Annotated in this window: 29 protein-coding genes and 1 riboswitch; of the genes, 17 read left to right on the top strand and 12 right to left on the bottom strand. The window is 57.7% G+C overall.

Translation table 11 applies throughout. The features are described 5' to 3' along the window. Position 1 precedes the first annotated feature (1 nt). On the bottom strand, positions 2-517 hold the full coding sequence (locus tag COL8621_RS07625; protein ID WP_370804587.1) for a shikimate kinase: 516 nt from the start codon (positions 515-517) through the stop codon (positions 2-4). A gap of 156 nt (positions 518-673) precedes the next feature. Between COL8621_RS07625 and COL8621_RS19375 the strand changes: the two genes are divergently transcribed. From COL8621_RS19375 to COL8621_RS07605, 4 genes are all read left to right on the top strand, one after another. Continuing rightward, positions 674-808, top strand: coding sequence for a hypothetical protein (locus COL8621_RS19375; protein ID WP_093966650.1), 135 nt, complete (start codon positions 674-676; stop codon positions 806-808). 61 nt (positions 809-869) lie between these two features. Beyond that, positions 870-2,333, top strand: coding sequence for a hypothetical protein (locus tag COL8621_RS07615; protein ID WP_235823764.1), 1,464 nt, complete (start codon positions 870-872; stop codon positions 2,331-2,333). Between the two features lie 8 nt (positions 2,334-2,341). Further along, a complete protein-coding gene (locus tag COL8621_RS07610) occupies positions 2,342-3,253 on the top strand; it encodes a site-specific tyrosine recombinase XerD (protein WP_235823763.1) in 912 nt (303 codons plus the stop codon). 64 nt (positions 3,254-3,317) lie between these two features. Then, complete coding sequence (locus tag COL8621_RS07605) at positions 3,318-4,622, top strand: HlyC/CorC family transporter (RefSeq protein WP_093966647.1); 1,305 nt, start codon at positions 3,318-3,320, stop codon at positions 4,620-4,622. A 16-nt stretch (positions 4,623-4,638) separates the two neighbouring features. On the opposite strand, the gene COL8621_RS07600 is transcribed toward COL8621_RS07605, so the two are convergent. Together COL8621_RS07600 and COL8621_RS19130 are read right to left on the bottom strand one after the other, a co-directional pair. Further along, positions 4,639-6,180 carry a helicase HerA-like domain-containing protein gene (locus tag COL8621_RS07600; RefSeq protein WP_093966646.1) on the bottom strand — a complete coding sequence of 514 codons (1,542 nt, stop codon included), beginning with the start codon at positions 6,178-6,180 and terminating at the stop codon, positions 4,639-4,641. A gap of 166 nt (positions 6,181-6,346) precedes the next feature. Continuing rightward, the gene (locus COL8621_RS19130; protein WP_176438448.1) at positions 6,347-6,523 is read right to left on the bottom strand and encodes a hypothetical protein; all 177 of its coding nucleotides are present in this window, start codon (positions 6,521-6,523) and stop codon (positions 6,347-6,349) included. Positions 6,524-6,607: 84 nt separating this feature from the next. On the opposite strand from COL8621_RS19130, the gene COL8621_RS07595 reads away from it, so the two are divergent. Continuing rightward, positions 6,608-7,228, top strand: coding sequence for an invasion associated locus B family protein (locus tag COL8621_RS07595; RefSeq protein ID WP_093966645.1), 621 nt, complete (start codon positions 6,608-6,610; stop codon positions 7,226-7,228). A 76-nt stretch (positions 7,229-7,304) separates the two neighbouring features. Here the strand turns inward: COL8621_RS07595 and COL8621_RS07590 are convergent, their stop codons facing one another. The 4 genes from COL8621_RS07590 to COL8621_RS07575 all read right to left on the bottom strand — a co-directional run bounded on the left by COL8621_RS07590 (position 7,305) and on the right by COL8621_RS07575 (position 11,589). Next, positions 7,305-8,513 (bottom strand): beta-ketoacyl-[acyl-carrier-protein] synthase family protein, encoded by a 1,209-nt coding sequence (locus COL8621_RS07590; RefSeq protein WP_093966644.1) that lies wholly within the window; start codon positions 8,511-8,513, stop codon positions 7,305-7,307. Further along, a complete protein-coding gene (locus COL8621_RS07585; protein WP_093966643.1) occupies positions 8,510-8,776 on the bottom strand; it encodes an acyl carrier protein in 267 nt (88 codons plus the stop codon). Before COL8621_RS07585 ends, COL8621_RS07590 begins: the two co-directional genes overlap by 4 nt. A gap of 33 nt (positions 8,777-8,809) precedes the next feature. Continuing rightward, positions 8,810-9,901 (bottom strand): UDP-3-O-(3-hydroxymyristoyl)glucosamine N-acyltransferase, encoded by a 1,092-nt coding sequence (gene lpxD / locus COL8621_RS07580; RefSeq protein ID WP_093966642.1) that lies wholly within the window; start codon positions 9,899-9,901, stop codon positions 8,810-8,812. A 77-nt stretch (positions 9,902-9,978) separates the two neighbouring features. Next, positions 9,979-11,589, bottom strand: a complete 1,611-nt coding sequence (locus COL8621_RS07575; RefSeq protein ID WP_370804576.1) for a L,D-transpeptidase family protein — start codon at positions 11,587-11,589, stop codon at positions 9,979-9,981. 336 nt (positions 11,590-11,925) lie between these two features. Between COL8621_RS07575 and mepK the strand changes: the two genes are divergently transcribed. The 5 genes from mepK to COL8621_RS07550 all read left to right on the top strand — a co-directional run bounded on the left by mepK (position 11,926) and on the right by COL8621_RS07550 (position 16,174). Next, entirely contained in the window at positions 11,926-12,492 is a 567-nt protein-coding gene (gene mepK / locus COL8621_RS07570; protein ID WP_093966640.1) for a peptidoglycan L,D-endopeptidase MepK, read from the top strand. Between the two features lie 95 nt (positions 12,493-12,587). Beyond that, complete coding sequence (locus COL8621_RS07565) at positions 12,588-13,103, top strand: hypothetical protein (RefSeq protein WP_093966974.1); 516 nt, start codon at positions 12,588-12,590, stop codon at positions 13,101-13,103. A gap of 163 nt (positions 13,104-13,266) precedes the next feature. Continuing rightward, a complete protein-coding gene (locus COL8621_RS07560) occupies positions 13,267-14,487 on the top strand; it encodes an NAD-dependent epimerase/dehydratase family protein (RefSeq protein ID WP_093966639.1) in 1,221 nt (406 codons plus the stop codon). After that, positions 14,487-15,320, top strand: a complete 834-nt coding sequence (locus tag COL8621_RS07555) for a glycosyltransferase (RefSeq protein WP_176438462.1) — start codon at positions 14,487-14,489, stop codon at positions 15,318-15,320. Before COL8621_RS07560 ends, COL8621_RS07555 begins: the two co-directional genes overlap by 1 nt. Next, positions 15,317-16,174 (top strand): NAD-dependent epimerase/dehydratase family protein, encoded by an 858-nt coding sequence (locus COL8621_RS07550; protein WP_093966637.1) that lies wholly within the window; start codon positions 15,317-15,319, stop codon positions 16,172-16,174. The genes COL8621_RS07555 and COL8621_RS07550 overlap by 4 nt, the downstream gene beginning before the upstream one ends. A gap of 7 nt (positions 16,175-16,181) precedes the next feature. Here COL8621_RS07550 and cobS read toward each other — a convergent pair whose 3' ends face one another. The 3 genes from cobS to cobU are packed head-to-tail and all read right to left on the bottom strand — an operon-like array spanning position 16,182 to position 18,479. Further along, positions 16,182-16,928: an adenosylcobinamide-GDP ribazoletransferase gene (gene cobS / locus COL8621_RS07545; RefSeq protein WP_093966973.1), complete on the bottom strand. Its 747-nt coding sequence runs from the start codon at positions 16,926-16,928 to the stop codon at positions 16,182-16,184. Between the two features lie 17 nt (positions 16,929-16,945). Beyond that, positions 16,946-17,971 (bottom strand): nicotinate-nucleotide--dimethylbenzimidazole phosphoribosyltransferase, encoded by a 1,026-nt coding sequence (gene cobT / locus COL8621_RS07540; RefSeq protein WP_093966636.1) that lies wholly within the window; start codon positions 17,969-17,971, stop codon positions 16,946-16,948. Further along, complete coding sequence (gene cobU / locus COL8621_RS07535; protein WP_093966635.1) at positions 17,964-18,479, bottom strand: bifunctional adenosylcobinamide kinase/adenosylcobinamide-phosphate guanylyltransferase; 516 nt, start codon at positions 18,477-18,479, stop codon at positions 17,964-17,966. Before cobU ends, cobT begins: the two co-directional genes overlap by 8 nt. A 51-nt stretch (positions 18,480-18,530) precedes the next feature. Between cobU and COL8621_RS07530 the strand changes: the two genes are divergently transcribed. Genes COL8621_RS07530 through bluB form a run of 5 tightly spaced genes read left to right on the top strand, consistent with a single transcriptional unit; the run spans position 18,531 to position 22,483 of the window. Next, positions 18,531-19,121: a histidine phosphatase family protein gene (locus COL8621_RS07530; protein ID WP_093966634.1), complete on the top strand. Its 591-nt coding sequence runs from the start codon at positions 18,531-18,533 to the stop codon at positions 19,119-19,121. Continuing rightward, positions 19,109-19,936, top strand: coding sequence for a hypothetical protein (locus COL8621_RS07525; RefSeq protein WP_093966633.1), 828 nt, complete (start codon positions 19,109-19,111; stop codon positions 19,934-19,936). Before COL8621_RS07530 ends, COL8621_RS07525 begins: the two co-directional genes overlap by 13 nt. Next, positions 19,933-20,874: an adenosylcobinamide-phosphate synthase CbiB gene (cbiB, locus tag COL8621_RS07520; RefSeq protein ID WP_093966632.1), complete on the top strand. Its 942-nt coding sequence runs from the start codon at positions 19,933-19,935 to the stop codon at positions 20,872-20,874. The genes COL8621_RS07525 and cbiB overlap by 4 nt, the downstream gene beginning before the upstream one ends. Positions 20,875-20,886: 12 nt before the next feature. Beyond that, complete coding sequence (cobD, locus tag COL8621_RS07515; RefSeq protein ID WP_093966631.1) at positions 20,887-21,873, top strand: threonine-phosphate decarboxylase CobD; 987 nt, start codon at positions 20,887-20,889, stop codon at positions 21,871-21,873. Continuing rightward, on the top strand, positions 21,860-22,483 hold the full coding sequence (gene bluB, locus COL8621_RS07510; RefSeq protein WP_093966630.1) for a 5,6-dimethylbenzimidazole synthase: 624 nt from the start codon (positions 21,860-21,862) through the stop codon (positions 22,481-22,483). Before cobD ends, bluB begins: the two co-directional genes overlap by 14 nt. Here bluB and COL8621_RS07505 read toward each other — a convergent pair. Further along, positions 22,480-23,925: a cobyric acid synthase gene (locus tag COL8621_RS07505; RefSeq protein WP_093966629.1), complete on the bottom strand. Its 1,446-nt coding sequence runs from the start codon at positions 23,923-23,925 to the stop codon at positions 22,480-22,482. The two genes, bluB and COL8621_RS07505, sit on opposite strands and share 4 nt — an antisense overlap. 271 nt (positions 23,926-24,196) lie before the next feature. After that, the gene (cobO, locus tag COL8621_RS07500) at positions 24,197-24,817 is read right to left on the bottom strand and encodes a cob(I)yrinic acid a,c-diamide adenosyltransferase (RefSeq protein ID WP_093966628.1); all 621 of its coding nucleotides are present in this window, start codon (positions 24,815-24,817) and stop codon (positions 24,197-24,199) included. A 37-nt stretch (positions 24,818-24,854) separates the two neighbouring features. After that, a riboswitch (cobalamin riboswitch) is annotated at positions 24,855-25,076 on the top strand. A 98-nt stretch (positions 25,077-25,174) separates the two neighbouring features. Here cobO and COL8621_RS07495 point away from each other — a divergent pair. Further along, the gene (locus tag COL8621_RS07495) at positions 25,175-25,537 is read left to right on the top strand and encodes a DUF1636 family protein (protein WP_093966627.1); all 363 of its coding nucleotides are present in this window, start codon (positions 25,175-25,177) and stop codon (positions 25,535-25,537) included. Between the two features lie 6 nt (positions 25,538-25,543). Next, entirely contained in the window at positions 25,544-26,578 is a 1,035-nt protein-coding gene (gene cobW, locus COL8621_RS07490; protein ID WP_093966626.1) for a cobalamin biosynthesis protein CobW, read from the top strand.

Raw genomic sequence — 26,578 nt, 5'->3', positions numbered from 1 at the left:
GTTAGTCCTTTTCCAGCACGTCCGGGCGGGTCAACAATGCGTCGATCACCGCGTCGGTCATTTGGTCAATTGAATATCGCGGCAGAGCCTGAACTTGCAGATCGCATTTTTCGTAATACGGCACACGCGCGTCATAGATATCGCGCAGGGTCTTTTCTGGGTTTCCTGTGTTCAGTAACGGGCGCGTTGTCTTATGGCGCACCCGGTTCCAAAGAAGATCGATATCGGCCTTCAACCAAACCGCAACGCCTTTGTCGGCAATCGCTGCTCTGTTGTCCTCGGACAAGTACGCGCCGCCACCGGTTGACAGAATACACTGTTCAGATTCCAGCAGGCGCGAAATCACCTGTGCTTCCTTGCGCCTAAAAAATGCTTCGCCATCTCGTGAAAAGATTTCTGCGATGGTCCGATCCGCGGCTTTTTCGATTTCTTCGTCGCTATCAAGAAATGGAACAGCCAGTCGTTTGGCTAGATTCGTGCCAACTGCCGTTTTGCCAGCCCCCATCATGCCGACCATCACTACTGTTTTCTTCAACTTCCAGCCCAAAGTGGGCAACCTCCCGCCAAATTGAAAAATTCTGCCCTTCAATGGCGTGAACTTAGACAGAATGCCATATATAATCGGCAAGAAACCACCACACCGTGTGAACGGTGCCAAAAAAAGGCAGATAATATGGGGCGGATACTTAAGGGGTTGGTTATTCTATTGATCATCGGATTCATTGGATTGGTTGGCTATGCCTATCTTGGCGATATGCGGCCAGAACGGCAAACCATCAGCGAGCCGGTAACGCTGGATGTTAACTAGGTCTTTTTTAGTCGGGCTGGCCGTCGGGCTTTCGGCAATACCGGCTGTCGCAGATGAACCTTTGTCTGCGATCGATTGGTTGTCGAATTCCGTCACGGCGCCTGCGGCCCCGGCCGTTGTGGCCCTGCCAGAGGCCGACATTGCCAACAGCGCAGCCCCTGAAACCATTACCGTTCGTCCGCTAGGCGCACCCAGCATTGACGCCGTCGGTTTGCTGCCCGCATCAACAACGGGCCTTCCTCCGAATTTATGGGGCAGTTCGCCAACCGCCGAATTGGCAAGGCTGATCAGCGCGGAACATGTCGACACCCTGCCCGCCATCCAAAAGCTGCTCTACACATTACTTTTGGCCGAACTGGATCCACCCATCGATTCCGACGGCAAGAACCAGCTTTTGCTGGCGCGGTTGGATAAACTGCTCGAACTGGGCGCATTGGAACAAGCCCAAGCTTTGTTAGAGCGTGCCGGCCCAACCGACCCGGAACTCTTTCGCCGGTGGTTTGATGTTTCACTTTTGACCGGCCATGAAGACCGCGCTTGCGCCGCGATGCGCGCGTCACCCGGAATTGCACCAACCTTCCCTGCCCGCATCTTTTGCCTTGCACGCGGTGGTGATTGGAATGCCGCCGCGCTTACCTTGGAAACCGGCAAAGCGCTTGGGTATCTAAGCGATCAGGAAGACGCGCTTTTGTTGCTGTTTCTGGACCCCGAAATGGCCGACAGCGAAAAGCCGTTCGTCCCGCCATCGCGGCCCAGCCCCTTGGTCTTTAGAATGCTAGAGGCAATCGGCGAACCACTTCCCACAACATCCTTGCCGCTTGCATTTGCCCAAGCTGACCTGCGCAGCACCACCGGCTGGAAGGCCCAGATCGAAGCCGCCGAACGTCTGGCGCGTCGCGGGGCAATTTCGGCCAACCGCTTGTTGGGTGTCTATACACAACGCCTTCCGGCAGCATCCGGGGGCATCTGGGAACGAGTCGACGCAGTCCAAGAATTTGATGTCGCAATGCTGTCGGGCGACCCCGGCGCAATCGCAAAGACCCTGCCAAAAGCATGGGCCGCAATGGAAAGCGCTGAATTAGAAGCACCGTTTGCCGAACTTTACGGCGAACGCTTATCCCGCCTGCCACTTCCCGCTGAAACTGCTGAAATGGTGTTTCACATCGGGCTGTTATCCGATTCCTATGAATTGATCGCGGCGGCGCGCGACCAAGCATCCGGCACAGACGCGCTTTTGCAAGCCGTCGCAAAGGGCCAGATTGAGGGCATATCTGCACGCGGCGCTACCGCATCTGCCGTGATCGAAGCGTTCTCGAACCCGGCGCTTAGTGCGCCAATGGAAGACGCGCTGGCGCAACAGAAGCTTGGCGAAGCGCTTCTTCGCGCGATAAGATTAATTACGGACGGTGCGCGTGGCGATGTATCGGATGTCACCGAAGGTTTGGCGCTTTTGCGTCGTGTTGGTTTGGAAGATACGGCGCGCAGAGCCGCGCTGGAGTTGTTAATATTGGAGCGGCGCGGATGACACCGGAAATGGCAAGATGGATTCAAACTTTTCTGAATGCACAGGCTGCAGAGCTTAACGCAGCAGCAAACACCCAACTTGCCTATGCGCGCGACTTGAATGACTTTTCCGGCTTTCTGGAAGACAACGATACCAGCTTCGAAACCACCACACGTGACGACGTAGAGGCCTATCTGATCTTCTGCGACGCACAGGGCCTTTCCCACGCCACACGGGCGCGTCGCCTTTCCGCAATCAAACAACTGTTCAGGTTTGCATTCGAAGAAGGCTGGCGCACCGATAACCCGGCTTTGCAGATCAAAGGCCCGGGCAAGACAAAACGTTTGCCCAAGACCCTGACCGTCGAAGAGGTTGATCGGCTGCTAGAGGCCGCCGCATCCGAAAGCAAAGACAGGTTGCGCACGACTTGCCTGATGCAACTTTTATACGCGACCGGAATGCGGGTGACCGAATTGGTCTCTCTTCCTGTTTCGGCCACACGGGGCGATCCGCGGATGCTTTTGATCCGCGGCAAAGGCGAAAAAGAACGGATGGTTCCCCTGTCGCCACCGGCCCGCGAAGCGCTGCGCGAATACCTGTTTCAACGCGACAAAACCGAAGAACGCGCAAAGGCCAACGGCAAAAAGGCAAGCAAGTTCCTGTTTCCATCGCGCGGCAAATCCGGGCACCTGACGCGTCAAAGCTTTTATGGGCTGATCAAAGATCTGGCTGTCGCAAGTGGCGTTGAACGGTCCAGAGTCACGCCCCACACATTGCGCCATGCTTTTGCGACCCATCTGTTAGCCGGCGGCGCGGACCTGCGCGTTATTCAGACGTTACTTGGCCACTCGGATATCTCAACAACCGAGATTTACACACATGTTCTGGATGAGCGTCTGAAAGAACTGGTGTTGGAACATCATCCCCTCGCCAAGGATTGAGCGCCCCTTGAATGAGCGTCGAACCAGCCCCATAAGACAGGGGTGATCATTCAAGGGACGAACAATGGACTCTGCGCCAATCTTCGATTCAGCCTTTTGGCTAACCAGTGCTGGAATTATGGGCCTTCTTTTCCTGTCGGCCTTCTTTTCCGGTTCGGAAACCGCGCTTACGGCCGCCTCTCGGGGTAAGCTGCGTTCGCAAGCCGATAAAGGATCAAAGGCCGCCGAAGCCGCGCTGAAGATCACCGAAGACAACGAACGGCTGATCGGTTCGGTGCTTTTGGGAAATAACTTGGTGAACATCTTGGCCGCATCGCTTGCGACGTCATTGTTTACCCGCGCTTTCGGTGACAGCGGTGTGGCATTGGCCACCTTGGTGATGACCCTACTTGTGCTGGTCTTTGCCGAAGTCCTTCCAAAAACCTACGCGATTACCAACGCGGAAACCGCGGCTGCGCGGGTGTCGCCGGTGATCAACATTGTTATTTTGGTGTTTTCGCCCATGGTGTCTGCGGTGCGGGCCTTTGTGCGTTGGGTCTTGTCGCTCTTTGGGGTGAAAACGGACCCTGACAGTCAGATCCTTGCCGTGCGCGAAGAAATCGCAGGGGCGCTGCAATTGGGCCATTCCGAAGGGATTGTCGAAAAGGAAGACCGCGACAGAATTCTTGGCGCGCTTGATCTAAGTGATCGCACCGTCGAAGAAATCATGCTTCATCGCTCTAACATCGAAATGCTGGATGCGGACGAAGCCCCGGAATTGCTTTTGTCTCAGTGTCTTGAAAGCCCGCACACCCGCCTGCCCGTTTTCCGCGACGAACCCGAAAACATCATTGGCGTGATCCATGCCAAAGACTTGCTACGCGCAATGGATAAGCTGATGCGCGGGCCTGATGCCTCTGCGGATGCACTTAAGGCGTTCAAGGTGCTTGATGTGGCGATGAAGCCGTATTTCGTGCCTGAAACCACCACGCTTGACGATCAGATGCGCGAATTCCTGCGCCGTCACACGCACTTTGCGCTGGTCGTCGACGAATATGGCGCACTGCAAGGGTTGATCACGCTAGAGGATATTCTGGAAGAGATCGTCGGCGAGATTACGGATGAATTCGACGTTGATGCCGAACACCCGATCCGCCGCGCCGAAGACGGCCAGTTTGTCGTTGATGGCGCCATGACGATCCGCGATCTAAACCGCGCGACCGATTGGAACCTGCCCGATGAAGAGGCCAACACAGTGGCCGGCCTAGTCATTCACGAAGCACAGATGATTCCGAACGAAGGGCAAGTATTCAGCTTTCATGGATTCCGCTTTGAAGTTTGCGCGCGCAAAGACAACCGGATCACGAAACTGCAAATTCGCCCGCTGTAACAGTTTAAGGGGCGGCTTAGCGCCCCTTAAACAACCCGCCCAAAATTCCGCGCACGATGCGCCGACCTGTGGTGCCCTTCAGCTCTTTCATCACGACTTTGCCAATCGCGGCACCAAGGCTGTCACTGGACCGCGTCTTGCGCGATGAAGAACGCGCAACCCGCGTGCCACCGTCGTAACGGCGCCCTGCCTTATACTCACGCTCGGCAACGCTTGCCTCTTCTTCGGCCTTTTCAGCCTCTTCCGCAGCCTTGGCCGCATCGGTCGCGCGTTTGGTCAAAATCTCATGCGCGGAATGTGCGTCAACGGTGGTGTCGTATTTCCCAGCAACCGGCGAAGACGCCATCACGGCAACCCGCTCTGCATCTGACAACGGGCCCAGCTTGGATGCGGGCGGGCGGATCAATGTCCGCTCTACGATGCCGGGGATACCTTTCTTTTGCAGCATGGAAGTCACGGCTTCGCCCACGCCAACTTCGCGGATCGCCTCTTCGGTATCGAAGCGCGGGTTGTCGCGATAGGTTTCGGCCGCCATGCGAAGTTGTTTGCGGTCCTTCGCCGTAAACGCACGCAATGCGTGCTGGAAACGGTTGCCAAGCTGGCCCAAGATATCTTCGGGAACGTCAGCCGGGTTTTGCGTGATGAAGTAAACACCAACCCCTTTCGAACGGATCAGTCGCGCGACCTGTTCAACTTTATCAACCAGCGCCTTAGGCGCGTCGTCAAACAAAAGATGCGCCTCGTCAAAGAAGAAAACCAGCTTTGGCTTATCCGGGTCGCCCACCTCGGGCAGTTCTTCAAACAGTTCGGACAGCAACCACAACAGGAAGGTCGCATAAAGCCGCGGCGAGCCCATCAATTGATCCGAGGCCAGAATATTAATCCGCCCGCGCCCCTCGGCGTCCAGCAGCATCATGTCGTCCAGTTCCAGCGACGGCTCGCCAAACAATTTCGTGCCGCCTTGATTTTCAAGCACCAGCAACCGGCGCTGAATTGCACCGATCGACGCCGTTGAAATATTCCCATAGCGCAGCGAAAGATCGCCCCGGTTTTCACCAAGCCAAACAAGCAAGGATTGTAGATCCTTCAGATCCAGCAGCGCCAGCCCCTGTTCGTCGGCTACGCGGAAGGCAATATTCAGGATACCTTCCTGGGCCTCGCTTAGTTCAAGCAGGCGTGAAATCAGCAAAGGGCCCATTTCCGCAACCGTCGTACGGATGGGATGACCCTTTTCGCCAAACAAATCCCAGAACGTTACTGGGAAGGCGCCGTATTCCAGATCAAGCCCAATCGTTTCGGCCCGTTTCGCAAAGGCATCATGCAGCTTGAAGGTTTCAGACCCCGCCGCCGCCAAACCGGACAAATCGCCTTTCACATCCGACAGGAAAACCGGAACCCCAGCAGCCGAGAACCCTTCGGCCAGAATTTGCAGGGTGACCGTTTTACCGGTGCCCGTAGCCCCGGCAACAAGGCCATGGCGGTTGGCATATCCCAGCGAAAGAAACTGCTGTTCGGTATAACCTTCGCCGCCGCCACCGATAAAAATTCCGTCACTCACCGCTGCTACTCCTCGGGTATGGGGTCATTCCGACCCAAAATACATTCTTAACCTCATTGTGCCATACCAGATATACCCCTTGCGTTCTAAGAAGATTTGCAAGGAAAGTATGACCTCCCTGTCAGACTGGCCGCGTTTTCGGGCGCGGCCCTTTTTTCATTCTAATTCAATACATTCGACTGTTGTATTTTCCCTGTTGACGGGTGCGATCAAAGGTCTTAGCGTGCTGATCAATGACTAAGTCGGCCGGTCCGACAGGGAAAAAAACAAACGGGAAAAGGGCCAGTTTTGGCCCTTTTTTCATGCCCACACCAAATGGCAGGAAATTGCCCAGTTCTGGCAACACCCCACCGCTTTTCAACCTGACACGAAGGCTGCCTCATGTTAGACGCAGTCCACGAAAGTTCTGACAAGCTGAAGGAACGTTATGCGTAACCTGTTTAAGACATTTACTTGTGTGACCGCGATTGCCCTTTCGGGCGCGGCATATGCACAGGAAACACCAACCGAAGATAAGACGACTGATCAGGCCGCATCGCAGGTTGATCCCACAATCTCGATGGGTGAAGAAGTCGGCGAAGGCCAAGTCGGCCAGACCTATGCCAAAGCCACCCACGGCGACTGGGAACTTCGTTGCGCGCGCGCACCTGAAGGCCAGAAAGACCCGTGCCAGTTGTACCAACTGCTACGCGATGGCGAAGACAACTCTGTTGCCGAAATCAGCATCTTTGCCCTGCAGAATGAAAAAGGTGCCGCAGCGGGCGCAACCATCGTTACGCCGCTGGAAACCCTGCTGACACAACAGCTGCGCGTTTCTGTCGATAGCGCCAAAGCAAAACGCTATCCGTTTTCGTGGTGCAGCCCGGCAGGTTGTTTCGCGCGCATCGGCTTTACGCCTGACGACATTTCCGCGTTCAAACGCGGCGCGGCTGCGAAGTTGACGATCGTGCCTGTTGTTGCCCCTGATCAAACAGTTGATCTGAAAATCTCGTTGACCGGGTTCACCGCTGGTTTCGACGCGATGATGGCTTGGAACACAGCCGAGTAATCGCGGCACACCCCACAAATAGAAAACGCCGCCCCGAACTTAGGGCGGCGTTTTTCGTTTAACTGGCGACTGGCGCTTAGACCTTGCGCAAGGCAAGCACCGCATTCAGGCCACCAAAGGCAAAAGCGTTGGACAGCGCAACGTCAACCTTCGCATCGCGCGCGACGTTCGGCACAACATCCAACGAACATTCCGGGTCAGGCTCTTCGTAACCGATGGTCGGGGCAACGATGCCGTCACGCAGCGCCATGATACATGCCATCAGCTCTACCGCGCCCGTGCCGCCAATCAGGTGGCCGTGCATCGACTTGGTGGATGAAATCATCAGGTTGTCAGCATGCGCGCCGAATACATCGGCCACGGCCGCACATTCAGTTTTGTCATTCGCCGCCGTCCCAGTCCCATGGGCATTGATGTAAGCCACATCTTCCGGGTTCAGCCGCGCATCCCGCATCGCGCCCGCAATCGCACGCGCCGCACCCTGTTTGGATGGCATCACAATGTCGGACGCATCCGAGGTCATGGCAAAGCCAATCACCTCTGCCAGAATGTCGGCACCGCGGGCTTTAGCATGTTCGTATTCTTCAAAGATGAAGATCGCGGCACCTTCGCCCTGCACCATCCCGTTCCGGTTCGCCGAGAATGGGCGGCACGCATCTTTAGACATCACGCGCAGACCTTCCCACGCTTTGATCCCACCAAAGCACAGCATGCTTTCGGTTCCGCCAGTCACCATCACGCGGCTTGCGCCGGAACGGACCAATTGAAACGCTTGCCCCATTGCGTGGTTGGATGACGCACACGCGGTCGAAACCGTAAAGCTGGGGCCCTTCAGGTTATATTCCATCGACACATGGCTGGCGGCGGCGTTGTTCATCAGCTTGGGCACAACAAACGGGTGAACCCTGTTTTTGCCGTCCTCGTAAACGCTGCGGTAATTCTCATCCAGGGTGTTCATACCCCCGCCAGAGTTCCCCAGCACCACGCCGGATTCAGCCGCCAATTCACCCGAGAACGTCAGCCCAGCCTGGGCCAAAGCCTCTTTCGCGGCCAAAAGAGTGAACTGCGTGAACCGATCATACAGGGCGATCTGTTGGCGGTTGAAATGTTCATCCGGGTGGTAATCGCACACTTGCCCACCGATGCGAATGGCAAGCCGATCAACATCGCGGATATCGATTTCACCAATACCACAGCGCCCTTCAGCCATCGCAGCGAAAGTATCAGTCGCAGAATGACCAAGCGAGTTGATCGTGCCCTGCCCGGTTATGACGACCCGCTTCATACTTTCTGGTCGGCCACCAGCCCCTCAACTGCCTTAACGATGGCGGCAACTGAGGAAATGTCAAAATCGCTTTCACTGGGATCGTTGGCATTAAACGGCACTTGGATATCGAACGCCTCTTCAATCGCGAAGATCGATTCCACCAAGCCAAGGCTGTCGATCCCAAGATCTTCCAGCGTGTTGTCCATCGTTACGTCGGATACATCCAGAACCGCCTGTTCGGCGATGATCTGAACTACCTTATCCTTCACAGTGTCTGGCATGGTTTGTTCCCCTGCTCTGGCATCGATGCTGATTTAGTCTTTCTGTCCAAGCTTTGAAACAGCTTTTTGTAACTCTGCGACCTGTGCGAACAAACGCGGTAGGCGGCGCAACCCTTTATACTGTTCAATATTGGCTTCCATCTTGATTGCCGGGTACCCCATCATGGCGCGGCCGGACGGGACATTCGACAGGAATTTGGTGCTTCCGCCGCCGATCACGTCGTCTCCGATAAAGATATTATCTGCAACGCCACACTGACCGCCCAGGACCACGCGGTTGCCCACGGTCGTCGAACCGGCAATGCCAACCTGCGCGGCAAACAGGCAATCCTCGCCCACCACAACGTTATGCGCCAGATGCACGAGGTTATCGATTTTACAGCCCGAACCGATCCGCGTGTCGCGGATAGTGCCGCGGTCAATCGCGGCGTTCGCGCCGATTTCGACATCATCACCAATGCGGACCGAACCCAACGAATGAATTCGCGTCCAACTTTGCTTTGCGGCTTTGGAAACCTGCCCCATGTTTTCACGAACCGATTCAACGGCTGATTTTTCAGGGGTCACGAAAGAAAGCCCATCAGCACCCAGCACCGCACCGGGTTGCGCGATGAAACGCGCCCCGATCACGACGCGCGCGCCAATCCGCACGCCTTGCATTAACAACGCATCGTCGCCAATCACCGCGTCTTCGGCGATACTGACATGAGAGGCGATGCGCGCATTCGCGCCAATTTTCGCACGTGGGCCAATAACAACAAATGGGCCAATCGCGGCCCCTGCACCAACAGAGGCGCTTTCATCAATCACTGCTGTGGAATGGATACCGGGCGCGATTTCGGGCCCAGCGTCAAGCATCCGCGTAAGGCCGGACATCGCATAACGGGCGCGCGGCACATAGATGGCCGCCTCTAACCCCAATGCGCGCCAATCGGCACCTTCCCAAAGGATCGCAGCGCGGGCACGGCCCTTGGCCAGCCCTTCGCCATATTTAGGGTCCATCGCCAAAGCTAACGCAGAAGGACCCGCATCAGAAGGTTCGGCCGCACAGTCAATTTCAAGGTTCAAATCACCTTCGGCGCGTGCGCCCAACTGTTCGGCAATTTCACGGATCGTGTAAGCCATCTAAACCCTTCTTGGCGGTACGAACACGCGTGCAGGGTTTTGCACCTGCACGCGCTATCGTTCTACTGGAAGGAGATTTAGCCCTGAACTGCGCGGAGTGCTACCCCGCCCTTGCGCAACTCGTTGAAAATCTTCGCATCCCGGCCGTAAACGTCACGTCGGAACTGAGTGCGGCCCTTCGCCTGCGTCACAGCCGTGCGATAAATGATGTGCACAGGAACCGGCTCTACCAGATCAACGCGGGTTTCTTTGCCTGTGTTCAGACGCGACTTGAAGTAACCGACCGGATCCTTTTCCTGACGCGCAAGCAGCGCATAAGCAAAATCAAACGGGTCGCTCAGCCGCACACAACCATGCGAAAACGCGCGCGTTTCACGCCCAAACAAGGACTTGGACGGCGTGTCATGCAAATAGATGTTGTGAACGTTCGGGAACATGAACTTTACCAGCCCAAGCGCATTCCCCTGCGAGGGAGGCTCCTTCATGTTAAATGGGAACGTCTTTTCATTGTACTGGCTGAAATTCACCGAACCACGGCTGACTGTGCGGCCGCGATTGTCGACCAAACGCAGATGGCTGACAGCATTCGGGTTCCGCTTTAGCAGTGGCAGGTATTCCTTGGTCGCAATCGAACGCGGCACGTTCCATGTTGGGTTGATGACCATGAATTCCATGACATCCGAAAACTCGGGTGTGCGGCGGTCTTCGTCATTTTTGCCAACAACCGAACGGGTTTTGAATGTGACTTTGCCGTTGTCGATGATCTGCGCGTGATAGTCGGTGATATTCACCAACACATGGCGGCGGCCACGCTCTGGCAACATCCAACGCTCGCGTTCCATCGCAACGATGACTTGGCTCAGCCGCTTTTCGACAGGCTCGTTCACTTCTGCCAGCGTACCACCACCTGCAACACCGTCGGTCGCAAGACCATGATCCAGCTGGAACAGTTGAACCGCCTTCTGCAGCTCTGCATCATAAGCCTGAGAAGCAGACCGTTTCATATAGCCCATCGCGATCAGTCGGTTGCGCAAAGCAACAACCTGCGCGCCGCTTTGACCTGGTTTCAGCGCCTTGGCGCCCACGGTTGGGCCCCAGCCACCATTCCCTAGCACACGCTCAAGCCGCATCTTTTCCTTCATCAAGCGCGTGTACTCAGCACTTTTGGGGGTCAGGTTTTTCAAATACCCGCGCGGAGAGCTTTTCGAGAACGCAATCATCTGCGCCAGACGATCCCGGCGTGGTGGTTTGCGTTTGATCCCGCTGTCAACGCGCGCTGGATTGACGGCACCAGTCTGCAAGTCTTGTGCGAATTGCAGGAACATTTTGCTGGCTTCAACCTCAACCCGCCCCATATCGCGCGCGGATTTGGCCGAACGGAACAGGTTGGCAAGCTGATCCGCATCATAGCGGTTCACTGGCAAACCGTGATCTGCGGCTGTGCCAAGCGCCTTAAGAAAGGCACGGCGACGCTGAGCATCTGATTTGGAGGTCCAGAGCGGCTTGTAGCCACGTGATTTATAAAACTCGGCAAGAGCCGGATCTTTTGCAGCACTTTCCGCGATGGATTGTTTAAGCGCTGTCACCTGCGCCTGCGCGCTGGGGACGTCAACAAAAACCATCGACGCAAAAAGCAAAAGACTGGCAGCTAGGCGGGTAAGAACCGGCCTTGCAGTTACTAAAGACATGTCAAAGAACCTCACACAACTTTTCTGTTTCGCGCGTAGGCCCCATTTTCGCCGACCACGCAGGTGCATGTCCACTCACATCTTAACACAACACCAAATTGTCCACCTTCAGTGTCGCATTCCCAAGAAGTGTGGCCTTGCTGCCGCGGACTTAAAAAACACCATCGAACCATCTTTCTGGCAAATTTCTGCCGATTTTTCAGGCATGCGCGAATTTCGTCACAACAAAGCTTGGAGCACGATTCGAAATATGCCATAAACCAAGGGCACTTGGGGAAGACATTGCACAATAGCCGCGGATAGCGGCAGAGCAGCGACGGGACAGGCGCACTAGACATGACTCTTATGACCAACGGTATCACGCGGCGCGGCATTCTTGGCGCATTCGCAGCAACAACTGTTGCGGCCGCACCCACCTACTCCAAAGCTTTCGGTTTGCTCCGCGGAGCGGGCGATGTTCGATCGATTTCGATGTATTCCGGGCGGACCGGTGAAAAGATCAACATGATCTACTGGATCGAAGGCGACTACATCAAAGAATCCGCGAAAGAGATTAACCACTTCATGCGCGACTGGCGCACGGATGGGACCAAAAGCATCGACCTGCGGACGATCGATATCATTGCCGCGGCGCATAACCTGATGGATACGGACGAACCATATATGTTGCTGTCGGGCTATCGCAGCCCAAAGACCAACGCCATGCTTCGTTCCAAATCGCGCGGTGTCGCCAAGAACTCGCTTCACATGCAAGGTCAGGCCGCTGACCTGCGCATGAAAAGCCGCTCCGTCAACCAAATGTTCCGCGCTGCGAAAGCGTGCAACGGCGGTGGCGTTGGCAAATATTCCGGGTCTAACTTCGTACATATGGATTGCGGTGTCGTCCGTTCCTGGGGCAGTTAATCACTCGTTCATGATACAAACACTTGAAACGCCGGATTGTTCCGGCGTTTTTTGTTTTCTATGCCCATCCCTTTCAAGCGCACAAAGAATCGATCGTGAAACCCGTATCTCTTGCTCCCGATTGTTCCCGATGCGCCGCGCTGTGCTGCATCACCCTTGCTTTTGACAAGTCCGACCATTTCGCCTTGGACAAACCTGCTGGCGTTCCCTGCCCTAATTTGAACGATCAACATCTGTGCGAAATCCACGACCGCCTAGAGCACGAAGGTTTCAGCGGCTGCGTGCGCTATAACTGCTCTGGTGCCGGGCAACGCGTCACCCAAGAGGTATTTGGCGGAACATCGTGGCACACGGATCCAAGCCTGCTGGCATCCTACCTTGATGCCTTTCGAATAATGCGAAAACTACATGACCTTCTGGTCGTGCTAGAGGGGGCAAAACATCTGCCGCTTTCGCCCGAAGATCAGGACGTTCGCAACACGCTTCTAAACCAGCTATCGCCAACGGAAAGCTGGACATTAGAAAGCCTTATTTCATTTGATCAAGGTGACTTACAATCCAAAGCTAATGTTTTCTTCAAAACGCTGAAACGCTACATCACTGCCCGCTAACAACACCGCGTCAACCGTCGAACCTATGCGTGCAAATTCTTGCCGATTTCCCGGACTTTGACACAAAACTTTCAAATGACATTTACATGCTGCATCCTTATCCGAGATTTCAACGGCAGGCCGATTGGCCATTTTTTTGAAAATATTCCGAGAGGAGATTTCGATGAAAATTGCAGTACTTGGTGGCGATGGTTTTTGCGGCTGGCCAACCTCGCTTCACTTGTCCGATCAGGGGCACGAAATCCACATTATCGACAACCTCTCTCGCCGGTGGATTGATACAGAACTTGGCGTGCAATCCCTTACGCCGATGGACTCAATCCAAGAACGCTGCCGGATATGGAAAAGCCTGACTGGGCACGAACTTAACTTTCACCTGCTGGACCTTGCCACCGAATACGAACGTTTGCGCCAGTGGTTGGCCGAACATAAGCCAGACGCCATCATCCATTTCGCCGAACAACGCGCCGCGCCCTATTCGATGAAGTCTGACCGCCACAAGGTTTATACCGTCAACAACAATGTCAGCGCGACGCATAACCTGTTGACTGCAATGGTTGAAACCGGGATCGATGCGCATCTGGTTCATCTGGGTACCATGGGCGTCTACGGGTATTCCACGATCGGCGCGGCGATCCCCGAAGGGTATCTTCCGGTCGATATCGAAACCCTGTCGGGCGAGAAAAAACAGCAAGACATCCTGTACCCCACGCGCCCCGGGTCGGTCTATCACATGACCAAATCTTTGGATCAAATCCTGTTTCAATTCTATGCCCAGAACGACGGCGTGCGCATTACCGACCTGCATCAAGGCATCGTGTGGGGCACGCATACCGAACAATCCCGCCGCCACGAACAGCTTATCAATCGTTTTGATTATGACGGCGACTATGGCACGGTTTTGAACCGCTTTTTGATCCAGGCAGCCATTGATTATCCACTAACTGTTCATGGCACGGGTGGGCAGACGCGCGCGTTCATCCACCTGCAAGACAGTGTGCGCTGCATCGAATTGGCGCTGTCGGACGCACCGGCGGCTGGTGATCGGGTGAAGATCTTTAACCAAATGACAGAAACCCACCGCGTGCGCGATCTGGCGGGGTTGATTTCGCAGATGACTGGCGCGCGTATTGCCTATCTTCCGAACCCACGCAAAGAGGCAGAGGAGAACGACCTAATCGTCCGCAACGATCAATTCCTGAGCCTCGGCCTAAACCCCATCACGCTGGAAGAAGGTCTGTTGGACGAGGTCGTGGGTGTCGCAAAACGCTATGCGCATCGGATCGATCGCAACCGGGTGCCCGCCGTGTCGGCATGGACCAAAGACCTTGCCAGCCGTGTCGAAACCGACCCAGAAGGTAAACGCCTGAAATCCGTTTCATGATAAGCCAAACTTCCAAACAACCGGCGCAGTCCTCTCGCGCTTATGTGACCTTGGTGACCAACGCTGATTTTGCGTTGGGTGCCAAGGCTTTGGTCCGCTCTATTAAAGCAAGCGAAAGCTTGGCTGACGTGGTGGTCATGCACACTGGCGGGGTTGGCCACGCTGACTTAGCGCCGCTTGCTGCCCTAGGTGCGCGTTTGGTGAAAACCGAACTTTTGCCCACCTCAGATGCCTTCAATCAGGCGCACGCCCGTGACCGACTTCATGCCAACGCGCCGTTCACCAAGGGCAACAAGCCGGGTTTTCACACGCCGCTTGATAACTTCGCTAAACTGAGGCTGTGGCAGCTGATCGAATACAAAGCGGTCGTTTTTCTGGATGCTGACACATTGGTCCTGCGCAATTGCGACAAGCTGTTCGACTATCCCGAATTTTGCGCCGCCCCGAATGTTTATGAAAGCCTTGCGGATTTTCACCGGATGAATTCGGGCGTGTTCACCGCATGCCCCAGCCAAGACACCTTTGAAAGAATGCTGATCCAACTTGATCAACCCGGCGCGTTCTGGCGGCGGACCGATCAGACCTTCCTGCAAGAGTTCTTTCCCGATTGGCACGGCCTGCCGGTCTATTACAACATGCTGCAATATGTCTGGTTCGCGATGCCGGACTTGTGGAGTTGGGACGACATCCATATCCTGCATTTTCAGTATGAAAAGCCATGGCAAGACCATGAAAAGGTTGAGAAATTGAAGCCACTGATTGATCTTTGGGCCGCTTTTGCGGGTGATGGCCCAATACCCGACGTCACCAATTTGCCGGAGCCTGCGAAATGAAGGTCGCCGTGACAGGCGGCGCGGGGCTCGTGGGTCGGTTTTTGGTGGAACACGCCATCGCTGCGGGCGACGATGTCACCCTTCTCAGCCGGCATGAACCGCCCACGGGTTTCTTTTCCAAAACTGTCACGCACCGACCGTTCGCGTTGGGCGACGCGCCGGACCTAACCGGATATGACGCGGTGTTTCACTGTGCGTTTTCACATATCCCGGGACGCTATCGTGGTGGCGAAGGCGACGATCCTGATGGATTTATCCGCGCAAACTTGGACGGGTCGATCAAGCTCTTCCAATCGGCCAAGGGCTCAGGCGTTCCGCGATTAGTGTTTCTGTCGTCACGCGCGGTCTATGGCGCCTATCCCGACGGAACACCGTTAACCGAAGACTTGCCGCCCAAACCCGTCACGCTTTACGGCGAGGTGAAGTGGCAGGCCGAAAAGGCCCTTGCCGATATGGCCAGCCCCGATTTCGCGCCGATCTGCCTGCGCGCCACGGGTGTCTACGGGCCCGCTGGCCCCGGTCAGATGCATAAATGGGCCAATCTGTTCGCAGATTTCGCTGCTGCCCGCCCAATTTCGCCCCGTGTTGGCACCGAACTGCACGGCGACGATTTGGCGACGGCCGCGAACCTATCTCTGAACGCGGCTCCGGGCACCTATAACGTTTCGGACCTGCTGCTTGATCGGCGCGATCTGCTGGAAATGGTTGCCCAAGAAACCGGAGTTCAGGCGCCGCTTCCGGCCCGTTCTGAAACACCAGTCAGCGTGATGCAAACCGAACGCCTGCGTGCCTTGGGTTGGTCGCCCGGCGGGCTGGAGAAGCTGCAAAAGACTCTGCCAAAGATGCTGGGCTAAGCGGGTTTCACACAAGGACCGCCAAGCATGCGATCCACGCGGCAACTTCGGAAACCTGCTGAACCGCACCCAACACATCGCCCGTCTGCCCCCCAATCTGACGCACCGCAAACGCGGCCACTGCACCCGAACCGATAGCCACTGCTATCGCGACGCTCAACACCGCAATGCCACCCAGCGGAAGCAGGAAGATGCAGCCGAAGGTAATGGCAACAATGACCGCCATGCCGTTGATTTGTTTAGAAGAATGCCCAAGCCCATCCTCCCGCGCGGCAGGCAACAGATAAAGCCACACCGCCATCGGCGCACGGCTGGCGGCGGCGACTCCAATCAGGCACGGAATGACCAGCAATGGGTCAGACAGGCTTGTTATTGCGCTGGCGCGCAAGCCAAAGGAAAAGATAACAGCCAGAACGCCGTAGGCGCCGATCCTACTGTCACGCATGATTTCAAGCTTTTGCGCCCGGTCCCGCCCGCCGCCGCAGCCGTCGGCAAGATCAGCGAACCCATCTTCATGCAGCCCACCACAGACAAGTATCCCAGCGCCAAGCGCCAGGACCGCCGACGGCCCAGCCGGAAGGCCAAGGCCCCAAGCCGCCGCGTAGATCAAGGCGCTGATGCCGCCGACAAACACACCGGCCACGGGCCATGCCCACGCGGATGCGCCAATGCTAAGGCTTCCGTCCCGCATGCGCCCTGCGGGCAAGCGGGTCAAAAATATGATGGCCAATTGCAGTTCGGCCAAGCGAGCCATTATCCAGCCCGGTCTGCTCATCCTTCGGACACTCCAGCCTCGCCAAAGGTGGCCATACCGTTGTGGCAGGCAAGAGCCGAGCGGATAATCCCAAGCGCCACAGCCGCCCCCGACCCTTCGCCTAGGCGCATATCGAATTCAAGAACAGGGCGTTTGTTCAGCTTTTCCAGCAACAACCGGTGGCCCGGCTCTGCGCTGGCATGACCAACAAGGCAGTGATCCAACAGTCGTGGATCTGTCGCGAACAGTGCAGCCGCCGCAGCAGTGCAGATGAAACCGTCCAAAATCACCGGAATACCCGCCGCACGCGCCGCCAGTACTGCGCCACAAATGGCGGCCTGTTCCCGACCACCAAGTGCCGCAAGAATGGCCGGTGCGTCGCCAATTGCATCGGCATGTCGGGCCAGACCCGCATCAATCGCGCGGCATTTGCGCGTCTGCCCGTCTGCGTCCGACCCGGTTCCGGGGCCGACCCATCCGGCCACATCGCCGCCGAACAACGCAGATGTCAGCGCCGCAGCGACAGTGGAATTGCCGATCCCCATTTCGCCCAGCAACAAGATGTCGGCGGATTGATCCACCGCAGCTGCACCCTTGTTCAGGGCCTCAAGGCATTCAGCCTCGCTCATCGCGGGGGCTTGGGTGAAGTCCGCGGTGGGGTTTTCGAGGTTCAGCGCAATCACTGACAGTTCAGCGCCGTTTGCGCGGCACAGTTGGTTGATCGCCGCGCCGCCCGCTTCGAAGTTGGCAACCATTTGCGCTGTCACCTCTTGGGGGTACGGGTTCACGCCCTGCGCACAAATGCCGTGGTTTCCCGCAAAAACAAGCGCTTGGGCGGTGTCGATCTTTGGCCGGTCGGTGCCTTGCCACATAGCCATAAACTCTGCCAGCTCCTCCAAACGACCAAGGGAACCGGGCGGCTTGGTCAAGCTTGCCTGACGGGCGCGCGCGGCATCCGCCGCCGTTGCATCCGCCGCTGGTAACGCTTCGGCAAGCCCGTGCAGATCAGACAGCTTGGTGATCGGGAAAAGTGGCTTAGTCATTCGGTTTCACCTTCAAGGGCAGGCCCGCGACAGCCAGATAGACCTCATCAGCCTCTGCCGCGACCCATTGGTTCAGCTCCCCCGCTGCATCGCGAAACGCACGCGCAAGGGCATTTTCGGGCACAATACCGCCGCCCACTTCATTCGTCACAAACACCACCGGATCGGATTGCCCGGCAAGACCGGCGACAAGTTCGCGCCCCAACCCGCGCCAGTCGTGATCGCCCAGCATAAGGTTCGTCAACCATAACGTCAGGCAATCCACCAACCGTGGCCCCTGCCCGTCGGTTCGTTTCAGCGCGCCGATCAGGTCGATGGGCTCTGCCACGTTTGTCCATTCCGCGCCGCGTCGTGCCTGATGTTTGGCCACACGATCGGCCATTTCATCGTCGCGCACCTGCGCGGTGGCAATGTAGACCGCGCGCGGGGCGATGTTCATCACCTGCGCCTCGGCGATTGCGCTTTTTCCGGATCGGGCGCCGCCAGTTATCAGTATCGTCTTGCTCATGGCTCGCTGACAAAGCAGAAACAGGCGGCAAACGAAAGAGGATATGCGACCGTGCAGACCAACGAAGCGACAGAGCTGGTGCTTATCCGGCATGCTCCGGTACAGTCGAACGGTCTGCTCTATGGGCGTACGGACCTTCCGGCAGATTGTAGCGACGGCGTTAAAATCAGCTGGCTTCGCGATGCTTTGGGCACGCCTGATACCGTCATCTGCAGCCCTGCACAGCGATGCCTGCAAACGGCCGAGGCTATTTGGCCTGGGCAAGGTGCCGCAGCTCAGACAAAGCCCGCCCTATGGGAACAAGACTTCGGCGCGTGGGAAGGCATCGCCTATGCGGACTTGCCCGACCTTGGTACCCTTGCACTGGCAGATCTGGCCGCGCACCGCCCCCCGAATGGCGAAAGTTTTGCTGACCTCTGCGCCCGCATCGCGCCAGAGATTGCGCAGATCGGCGCGGATCATTGCGGCCAACGCGTGGCCGTCGTTGCCCATGCGGGCACAATCCGCGCTACGCTTGCACTTGCCATGGGCACCGTCCCCGCCGCCCTTAGCTTTGAGGTTGCGCCGCTTTCGATCACCAAAATCCTTGCCCTCCCCGGGGGTGGTTTTTCCGTGCAGGGCGTGAACCAATGCGCAGAATAACAAGCGACACCCACGTCGCCGGGCATTTCGGCGAACTGTTGCAGGGCCGGCTTGGCCCTGCTGGCCCCGTTGCGCTTGTCTCGTTGCCTTGCCCAGCCCTGAGCGTCAGCGGAACCTTCCATTCGGGCCGAACCCTAAACATCCACGGTGGCGGCCAGCGCCTTGTTAACCAGACGCAGGCGCGCGCGCTGTTCGCCCGTATTCGTCGTGGGGTGCGTGGGCGCATCAATCTGCGCGCCACAATGCCTGCCGGTGGCGGCGCGGGCGCATCCACTGCTGCGCTGGTCGCTTTGGCGCGGCTGACGGGCAGTGACATCGCCCCCGAAGACCTTGCCAAAGCCTGCATCGCGGTTGAGGGCGCAAGTGATCCGTTGATGTTCCCGGCGCCAGAAAGGTTGCTCTGGGCCTCTCGTATTGGTGAGGTGATGGAGCATCTGCCGCCCCTCCCTGCCTTTGATGTCATCGGGGGATTTTTCGGCCCCCATCGGCGCACCGACCCGGCGGATACAGAATTTCCAGATATCGCTGACCTTGTTGCGGAATGGAAAGCTGCGGCCAAGGCGGCTGACCTTTCGGCATTGGCGCATCTGTCATCCCAATCTGCGCAGCGCACGCTGGCCATGCGCCATACGCCCGATGACCCGATCATCGCACTGGCAACCGAACTTGGCGCATTGGGCATCGTCATCGCCCACACAGGTTCTGCCCGCGGGCTGATTTTTTCGCCGAACCAAGTGCCACAATCCGCCAAAGCCGCGCTGCGCGCCGCAGGGGCCCGCCAGATCGTGCAGTTCAACGCCGGAGGACACGTATGATGTGGCCCCTTGCAATGCTGATCGCGATGGCATTGGACGCCTGCATCGGCTGGCCAAATGCTCTGTTCGCGCGGATCGGGCACCCGGTGACGTGGCTTGGCGCCCTGATCAACGCGCTGGAAAAGCTGTGGAACAGGCCCGACGCGACGCCGCCGGCCAGAAAGCTGGCCGGGGTTTTGACCGCGCTTATTACGATAACAATCGCGGGCGGTGCCGCGCTGATGATCACCCTCGCCCTGCCCGCCGGATGGCTTGGCACGGTGCTGACTGGCATTCTGGCATGGCCGCTTGTCGCGACGCGGTCGATGCACGAACATGTTGCCGCAGTTGCCCGGCCCCTGATCGCGGGTGATCTATCGACCGCCCGCCAAGCGGTTGCCATGATCGTTGGCCGCAATCCATCAGAGCTTGACGAACCCGCCGTCGCCCGCGCCGCACTGGAAAGTCTGGCTGAAAACACATCCGACGGCATTGTCGCGCCGGTGTTTTGGGGCGCGCTCCTCGGTCTGCCGGGGATTGCGGCCTATAAGGCAATCAACACGCTGGATTCCATGATCGGCCATCGCACCCCCCGACACGAGGCATTCGGCTGGGCATCCGCGCGTATTGATGACGTGGTAAACCTGATCCCCGCGCGGCTGACAGGCCTGCTATTCGCTGCCGCGTCGGCCCGCCCGGTAACAGCGTTGAAAAGCATGTGGCGTGATGCGCATCAACACCGTTCGCCCAATGCTGGCTGGCCTGAATCCGCGATGGCAGGCGCCCTTCGTGTTCGTCTGTCGGGGCCAAGAGTTTACGACGGCCACGTCGCAGATGAGCCATGGGTGAACGCCCCGATGCCCGACCCAACGCCCAGCGATCTGAAACGCGGCCTTGCCCTCTATGTCAGGGCGATGCTTGCCCTTTGCACCCTGCTTGCGCTATTTGCGCTGATCTAGGGTGGAGGGATAATGCGCGATCACGGTGGGAATATTGACTGGGCGATTGCCGAATTCGGCGGCACCCGGACAGGATGGATCGACCTGTCCACCGGCATCAATCGCGTGCCCTATCCCATTCCCGACCTAACACCAGAGGGATGGGCCGCTTTGCCAACCAAGGTCGCGATCAAGTCACTTTCCGACGCCGCAGCCGACGCTTATCGCACCAACGCCGCGATCCTGCCGCTTGCAGGCGCGCAAGCCGCCATTCAGATGATCCCGCGCCTAGGCAAACCCGGCCACGCCAAGGTTCTATCGCCGACCTACAACGAACACGCCGCAAGCCTGAAGGCCGCAGGCTGGACCGTGGAAGAGGTTCAGGCACCCAATGATTTAGCCGGGGCCGACATGGCGGTTCTTGTGAACCCCAACAACCCCGATGGGCGCGAAATGCAGCCCGCAGACCTGTTGGCGCTTTTCCAATCTGTTGGGCAACTGGTCGTTGACGAAAGCTTCGCCGACGCACGACCGGACCTGTCTATCGCAGGTATGGTGGGCACGCAGCGGGGTCTCTATGTTTTGCGATCTTTCGGCAAATTCTATGGGCTTGCCGGGCTGCGGCTTGGGTTCGTTCTGGGCCACCCGCTGGACATCGCAGACCTGTCTGAAATGGCCGGGCCTTGGCCCATTTCCGGCCCCGCCGTTCAGATTGGCCGCACCGCGCTTTCAGATCAGCCTTGGGCCGCAAGGACCATCAAGCGGCTGATCGGTGAAACCACACGTATTGATGCGCTGGCAAATACCGCTGGCTGGCAGTTGGTCGGCGGAACCGAGCTGTTCCGGCTTTACGACACCCCAAATGCCGTCGCCGCACAGAACCACTTGGCCAACACCCATATCTGGACGCGCAGCTTTCCGTGGTCGCCAACCTACCTTCGCCTTGGGCTTCCCGGGGACGAAGCAGAATGGGCCCGGCTGGAAACCGCATTGCGGGAGGGACCCGATGGAATTCGCTGAACAACATGCCGAATTGCTGAAAGACGTCCTTCGGTGGCGGCGTGACACCCGCCATTTTCGCCCCGACCCGCTGACCGACGAACAGCTTGCCCCACTTCGCGAAGCGATGGACCTTGCCCCATCCGTGGGCAACGCGCGCCCATGGCGTGTTCTGCGCGTGACTGATCCGACACTGCGCGCCAAGGTCCGAGCCGAATTTGAGCGGTGCAACGCCGCCGCCGCCGCCGCTTATGGCACTCAGGACCGCGCCGAGTATATGCGGCTTAAGCTTGCTGGCCTTGATGTCGCACCCGAGCATCTGGCGATATTCACCGCCGTTGATCCCACAGCCGGACGCGGCCTTGGACGGCGCACCATGCCCGAAACACTGCGCCAATCGACGGCCATGGCGATCTACAGCCTGTGGCTGACAGCACGCGCGCACAACATCGGGGTCGGCATGGTATCAATCCTTGACCCCGAGCGCGTGGAAGAAATTTTCGACACACCAGAAGGTTGGGAATTCAGCGCATATCTTTGCGTTGGCTTGCCCGAATTCAAGGACGACACACCGCTTCTGCACCGCGCGGGCTGGCAGGAAAACAGCGAAACGGAATGGGAAACCCGTTAACGCGCCAGCGCCAAAAGCCCATCCACATCCACATGGTGTTCCAGATGGTCAGCCAACGCATCCAAGGTCTGCTCAACAACCGACGAATAGCTTTGGTTTGAGGTCTGCGCGCCAAGCCCTTCCAAAAACGCGGCCCTGAACTGGTCCTGCGCGAACATCCCATGAAGATAGCTGCCCATGATCCGCCCATCGCGCGACATCGCGCCTTCTGGCTGACCGCCTACCACCGCGAAGGGCCGCGCGCGATCTGCACCATCCGTGCGACCGATATGTATCTCATACCCCTCCATCGGTGTCCCTGATGCAGCATGCGTAGCGCTGACACGGGTCAGGTGCTTGTCAGGTGTCATCTCTGTGGACAAGGCCAACAGCCCAAGACCAGCCGAATGTCCCGGCGCGCCTTCGATGCCCTCAGGGTCATTCACCACGTCGCCAAGCATCTGATAGCCGCCGCAAATCCCCAAGACAAAGCCACCCCTGCGGACATGAGCTGCAATATCCACATCCCAACCCTGCACCCTAAGATAGGCCAGATCACCCCGCGTGGATTTCGTACCGGGAATGATCACCAAATCGGTATCGCCGGGAATAGGCTGACCGGCCTTCACCATAAACAGTTCAACGTTCGGCTCTTGGGAAAGCGGGTCAAGATCATCAAAGTTCGCAATACGCGACAGCGTTAGGCACGCAACTCGCAACCCCTTCCCGGTTTGCGCCCGCGATAGATCAAGTGCATCCTCAGCAGGCAGCTTTGATGCCTCGGAAAAGAACGGCACAACGCCGAAACCACGCCAGCCGGTCCGTTCTTCGATCAAGCGATAGCCATCATCGAACAGCGTCGGATCGCCGCGAAATTTATTGATCAGAAACCCCGCGATCATTTCATTTTCGGCATGATCCAAAACGGCCTGCGTGCCAACGATCTGCGCGATCACCCCTCCGCGATCAATATCGCCCGTCAAGACAACAGGTAAACCCGCCGCACAGGCAAACCCCATATTCGCGATATCACCTTTGCGAAGGTTAACCTCGGCCGGGCTGCCAGCCCCCTCAACAATCACCAAATCATATGATGCTCTTAGCCGGTCAAAGCTTTCCAACACGCTTTCCATCAGCCGCGGCTTCAGCGCCGCATATTCACGGGCTTTGACCGTCGCCAGCCGCTTCCCCTGAACAACAACCTGCGATCCGGTATCGGTTTCAGGTTTAAGCAGCACAGGGTTCATATCAGTGTGCAACTCAACCCCGCAGGCCAGCGCTTGTAAAGCCTGGGCCCGCCCGATCTCGCCACCATCCACCGTCACCGCTGCATTGTTAGACATATTCTGTGGCTTGAACGGTGCAACACTAAGCCCCCTACGCCGCGCCGCCCGACAAAGCCCAGCCACCAACATCGACTTGCCCACATTGGAACCCGCCCCTTGGATCATTAGCGCGGTCATTGCAGCCCCCCAACGTTGCATCTGGCTTCGCTGTAGGAGCCTCCGGCGGAGGTATTTATCGCCAAGATGAAAGATAATGCCCAAATTGCGGATCGGCACCGCACCCCATGCGTAAACGGCAATAGGGGCGCGGCGCTTTCACCTTGCGCGGTCATCGGGACCTCTCCCTGTACCGCAGCCCGATCTTCGCGGATCAAAGTTAACAAAACGTTGCTTTCATCTTGGTTCTAAATACCTCGGGGGTGCGGGGGCAGCGCCCCCGCTTGTAACCTTAAAACTCCACACCCTTCTGACCTTTTACGCCTGATCGGAAGGGATGCTTGATCAAAGTCATCTCTGTCACCAGATCAGCAATCTCAATCAGTTCCTCCTTGGCGTTGCGGCCAGTCAGAACCACATGGGTCATCGGTGGTTTTTCAGTCTGCAAGAAATCAACAACCTCCGCGATATCAAGATAGTCGTACCGAAGCGCGATGTTGATTTCGTCCAACAAGACCATCTTGATCTCGGGATCACGGATCAACTCTTTCGCCTTTTCCCAACCCTTTTGGGCTGCGGCAATGTCGCGCGCCTTGTCTTGGGTCTCCCAGGTGAACCCTTCACCCATTGCGTAGAACTGGCACAGGTCCGGGAAGTTCTCTTCGATCAACGTCCGCTCGCCGGTTTGCCACGCGCCTTTGATGAACTGGACAACCGCGCTGGGCATTTCATGGGCGATACAGCGCAAAATCATTCCAAAACCAGAGGAGCTTTTACCCTTACCCGGCCCGGTGTGAACGATGATCAGGCCCTTTTCGCCCTCTTTCGTCGCCATGATCTTGTCCCGCGCGGCTTTCTTTTTGGCCATCTTCGCGGCGTGGCGTGCGTCTTCGTTGGGCGCGGGGTCACTCATGCAATCATCCTTTGCTTGACAAGGGGGCGGCTCATGCCTCAGGTGAGGCGGTGTTGGTTCCTGTCTATGACAGGCGAAGAGGGAATGCGACAGGCTTTGCGACCATTCATTGGTCCAAGTCGAAGCGCAGCCGCCCCCGCGACCGTGACCGGAGAGGTCCCCGTGCCACTGGCCCAAAGGCCGGGAAGGCAGGCGGGCCACCGGGGCAGACGCCCCGAAATCCGCAAGCCGGGAGACCTGCCAACGCATGTTGACGCAACGGGCGAACGGGGTGTTTCGCGACCGGCACTGGGCCTTTCTCATCCGATCGGTCCCCGGCTGGCAATCTCCCCTCGCTCCTGAAATGGAAGGCACGTGATGGCCGGGATAACGATCAATGTTTGCACGACCTGCCGCCGTGGTGTGCCGGATGACGCCGAAGCGCCCCGCCCCGGCACCGACCTTTTGAACGCGCTAGAGGCCGCAGACCTGCCCGAAGGTGTGACCTTGCGTGGGGTCGAATGCCTGTCGGCCTGTTCCAACGGTTGCTCCATCGCGCTGACCGGTGGCCCGGGTCGCTGGACCTATGTTTATGGCAACCTTGATCCAGCAGAACACGTCCCAGAAATCGTGCAAGGTGCCAGCGCCTATGCCGCCACCGAAGACGGGCTGGTGCCTTGGCGCGAACGCCCCGTCATCTTCCGAAAACAATCTATCGCCCGCATCCCCCCGCAGGAGTAAACCTGAATGTCTGAACTTTCCAAAATTCCAGTTACGGTCATCACCGGCTTTCTTGGCGCCGGGAAAACCACGCTGATCCGGCACCTGATGATGAACCCTCAGGGGAAGCGTCTGGCGGTTCTGGTGAACGAATTCGGCACGGCGGGCGTGGATGGTGACATCCTGAAATCCTGCGCGGTACCCGATTGCCCGGCCGAGAATATCGTGGAGCTTGCCAATGGCTGCATCTGCTGCACCGTGGCCGATGATTTCATCCCCACGATCGAGGCGTTGATGGCCCTGCCAGAACAGCCTGAACATATCCTGATCGAAACCTCTGGCCTTGCCCTTCCCAAGCCGCTTTTGAAAGCGTTCGATTGGCCTGCCATTCGCTCGCGCATCACGGTTGACGGCGTGATCGCGCTGGCCGATGCCGAAGCCGTTGCCGCAGGCCGTTTCGCGCCCAACGTCGAAGCCGTTGAGGCGCAGCGCGCCGCCGACGAAAGCCTCGATCACGAAACACCCCTGTCCGAGGTGTTCGAAGATCAGATCGCCTGTGCCGATATCATTCTGCTGTCCAAGGCCGATCTGGCGGGCGAAGCTGGCCTTGCTGCCGCGAAGAAGGTCATCGAGGCTGAAACGCCCCGCACCCTGCCCATCTTGCCGATGAGCGAAGGCGTGATTGACCCGCGCGTGATCCTTGGCCTGAACGCCGCCGCCGAAGATGACCTAGAGGCGCGCCCCTCGCATCACGATGGTCACCACGATCACGAACATGACGATTTCGACAGCGTCGTGATTGACCTGCCCGAAGTTGAAGACCCAGACGCGCTTCAGGCCGCGATCATCCGCCTTGCCCGCGAACAGCATGTTCTGCGTGTGAAAGGTTATGTTGCCGTAAAGGGCAAACCGATGCGGATGCTGGTTCAGGCCGTGGGCGAACGCCTTCGCGCCCAATATGACCGCCCTTGGGGCGACACTCCGCGCCAAACCCAGCTGGTGGTAATTGGCGAACATCACGACATCGACCCCGCCGCAATCCGCGCCGTGCTGGAAGGCTAA

The organism is Actibacterium lipolyticum (assembly GCF_900184935.1).
Classification (GTDB): domain Bacteria; phylum Pseudomonadota; class Alphaproteobacteria; order Rhodobacterales; family Rhodobacteraceae; genus Actibacterium_A; species Actibacterium_A lipolyticum.
This window is presented reverse-complemented; position numbering and strand designations above follow the sequence as displayed.